Origin of the sequence: Cytobacillus sp. NCCP-133 (genome assembly GCF_026011715.1) — a bacterium.
In the GTDB taxonomy this organism is placed as follows: domain Bacteria; phylum Bacillota; class Bacilli; order Bacillales; family Cytobacillaceae; genus Cytobacillus.
This window is the reverse complement of sequence record NZ_BRVM01000003.1, coordinates 1-3,179: the sequence shown is the minus strand read 5'-3', so window position 1 is coordinate 3,179 and position 3,179 is coordinate 1. Positions and strand designations below refer to the sequence as shown.

The 3,179-nt window shown below is 39.5% G+C and carries 2 protein-coding genes; both read right to left on the bottom strand.

Going from position 1 to position 3,179, the window contains the following annotated elements; all coding sequences use genetic code 11:
• Positions 1–417: 417 nt before the first annotated feature.
• Positions 418–1,554, bottom strand: a complete 1,137-nt coding sequence (gene dnaN, locus NCCP133_RS05745; RefSeq protein WP_264803986.1) for a DNA polymerase III subunit beta — start codon at positions 1,552–1,554, stop codon at positions 418–420.
• 178 nt (positions 1,555–1,732) lie between these two features.
• The gene (dnaA, locus tag NCCP133_RS05740; protein ID WP_264803985.1) at positions 1,733–3,079 is read right to left on the bottom strand and encodes a chromosomal replication initiator protein DnaA; all 1,347 of its coding nucleotides are present in this window, start codon (positions 3,077–3,079) and stop codon (positions 1,733–1,735) included.
• Positions 3,080–3,179: the final 100 nt, after the last annotated feature.

Sequence of the window (3,179 nt, the reverse complement as noted above, 5' to 3'; positions counted from 1 at the left end):
TATCAATTTGAATTTCCGTCATATTCTTCACTCTTTCCCATTGTCAGACTTAATGTGCTATGCGGAGAAACCCTCTTTATTATATGAAAAGCGCAGGGCGCCTTGCCCATCCCCGACAAGCACAAGACGAGCCGGCTGAAAGGTTGTTTTTTAACCTTTTGGACGGATTGGCTTAGACCCGAGAACCGATGGCGCCTGGAGCTAGACAGCACAAAGCACAACAATTTCTAGAATGGTATCTAATATTCTATTTTACTAAATAAATCGCAGATACACAAAGAAAACCCGCAATAGCTTTTAATATTCATTATCCCCTTGCAATTCGGGGATATTCAGGATATGCCCTTGCTGTTTCTGCATACTAACTCTAAAAAAAAAGCAAGCCGCCGGCAACGCCGGCAGCTCCCTTTATAAGTTTTAATACGTTCTTACTGGCAGGATCAATTGAAGGATCGAATCATCATTTAACGGTTTAATAATAAACGGCCTCATTGCACCAGTGAAGCTAACAGTAATCTCAGTCCCTTCCAGGGCTTTTAGTGCATCCATCATAAACTTTGCACTGAAGGAGATCTTTAATTCCTCGCCTTCAACTGATTTACTTTGGACTTCTTCCACTACTTTTCCGATTTCAGGTGTATTGGAGGAAATTTCGATGACTCCGCCTTCGATAGCAGAAAGCTTGACAACATTGTTCCGTCCTTCTTTTGCCAATAACGAGGCACGGTCTATTGCTTGTAAAAATTCCTTTGTATTCACAATTACATCAGTCTTGCTTTCATTTGGAATCAGTCTTGAAGTATCCGGGTAATTTCCTTCAAGCAATCTTGAGAAGAACAGCAAATGTTCCGCTTTGAATAAAACTTGGTTTTCGGTAATGACGATATCAATTAAATCATTATTGTCATCAAGAATCTTGCTTAATTCACTTAAACTTTTGCCTGGAATGACACCATTATAACTTTCGCTAATCGTTGTTTCGATTTGAGCTTTCCTTAATGCAAGCCTGTGACTATCTGTTGCAATACAGGTTAGCATCCCGTTTTCTACCTTCCAGTTTACACCTGTCAAGATAGGGCGTGTTTCTGAGGTGGACACCGCGAAAACAGTCTGGCGGATCATGGACTTAAGCAGATCTGTAGGAATTTTGAAGACATTTTCTTCTTCAATTTGCGGCAAATGAGGATATTCCTCTGCATCCAGCCCATTTAAGTTGAATTCAGACTTGCCAGAGCGGATCACAGTCTGCAGATGGTTTTCAACGTGAATTTCAACACTGTCAGTAGGAAGTTTTTTTACGATTTCACTAAAGAATCTTGCTTGCAGCACAATGGCTCCAGGCTGTCTAATTTCTACAATTTCATTTCCGTTTTCCTCTTTTGGAATAAAAGATTCGATTGAAATATCGGAGTCGCTTCCTGTTAAGGTTACTCCTTCTTCCGAAGCAACGATCTTGATCCCTGTTAAAATTGGAATGGTTGTTCTGCTGGTTACTGCCTTCATAACATCCTGGACGCTTTGAACCAAACGATCCCGTTGGATTACAAATTTCATTTTTTTTAATCCTCCAAGCATATTTTTAACGCCTAATAAATATATATATATTTTATTAAAAAATAATAGAAGTACTAGTAGGGCCTGTTAACATGTGGATAACTGCAATTTTTGAAAGGAAACACAGTCTATCCACATGTGGATAGACTGTGTGTAAGGTAGGTCGAGTTATGCACAGTTAAACCTTAAGCATTTCATTTAATTCTTTAATCTGCTTCTCGAATTGCGAATCTGTCTGAAGCAGCTTCGAGATTTTTTCATGGGCATGAATAACGGTTGTATGATCCCTTCCGCCAAATTCCTCCCCAATTTTGGGAAGGGAAAAATCGGTTAATTCCCTTGATAAATACATCGCAATTTGTCGAGGGAATGCTACGGACTTTGTTCTTTTTTTTGCTTTAAAATCTTCAAGCTTCACGTTGAAGTGTTCTCCCACAATCCTCTGAATTTCATGAATTGTTATTACCTTAGGCTTTGAGCTTGGGATAATATCTTTTAATGCTTCTGCTGCAAGATCCGCATTTATATCTTTATTTATTAAGGAGGAATAGGCAACTACACGAATAAGTGCACCCTCTAATTCACGTATGTTTGAATCAATTTGATTAGCGATATAAAGCATAGCTTCATTTGGAATGTCTAGTCCTTCAGCTTTGGCCTTTTTGCGCAGTATCGCAATACGCGTTTCCAAATCTGGAGGCGTAATATCAGTAATAAGTCCCCATTCAAACCTTGAACGCAAGCGGTCCTCCAATGTTGGAATTTCCTTTGGAGGACGGTCACTCGAGATGATGATTTGCTTGCTTTCTTCATGCAATGTATTAAATGTATGGAAAAATTCCTCTTGTGTCTGTTCTTTTCCAGCTAAAAACTGAATATCATCGATTAGAAGAACATCCACGTTTCGATATTTATTGCGGAAATCTCCGGCTTTGTTGTCTCTGATTGAGTTAATGAACTCGTTAGTGAACTTTTCTGATGATAGGTAAACCACTTTTGCAGATGGATTATGATCTAATACATAATGGCCTATTGCATGCATGAGGTGAGTCTTTCCCAGTCCAACTCCCCCATAAATAAATAAAGGGTTATATGCTTTTGCAGGTGCCTCAGCTACCGCAAGAGATGCAGCGTGTGCGAAACGGTTTCCTGATCCAATAACAAAAGTATCGAAAGTATATTTAGGATTCAGCATAGTTAAAGGCAGTTCAGGCTGCTCTTCTTCTGTCATTTTCTTTTTTGGAGGAAGCGGAAGATCTACTTCTTCTTCACTCTGATTTTGCGGAATAATGAATTTTACTGCTAATTCTTCACCTGTAATATCATAAAGAATTCCGGATATCAGTTGGGAATAGCGCTCTTCCAGCCAATCGCGCGCAAATTCGTTTGGAGCTTTAATCACTAAAGTATCGCCTTGCAGGGTGTGGGCTTTGGTCGATTTCAGCCATGTATCAAAGCTGGGTTTGCTGATTTTTTTTTCGATATTGGCGAGAGCATTATTCCAAAGATCCGCAATGTTTTCCAATCGATATCCCTCCTTTTCCATCTAAATTGGAAAGTATAACTTTGAATTCAGATCACTGTCTAGCTGCGGTGTCCTATCGGTTCGACGTGCTTCCATCTCT

Excerpts from the sequence above, each read along its gene's own strand:
- dnaN (WP_264803986.1), bottom strand. The coding sequence starts at position 1,554 with ATGAAATTTGTAATCCAACGGGATCGTTTGGTTCAAAGCGTCCAGGAT.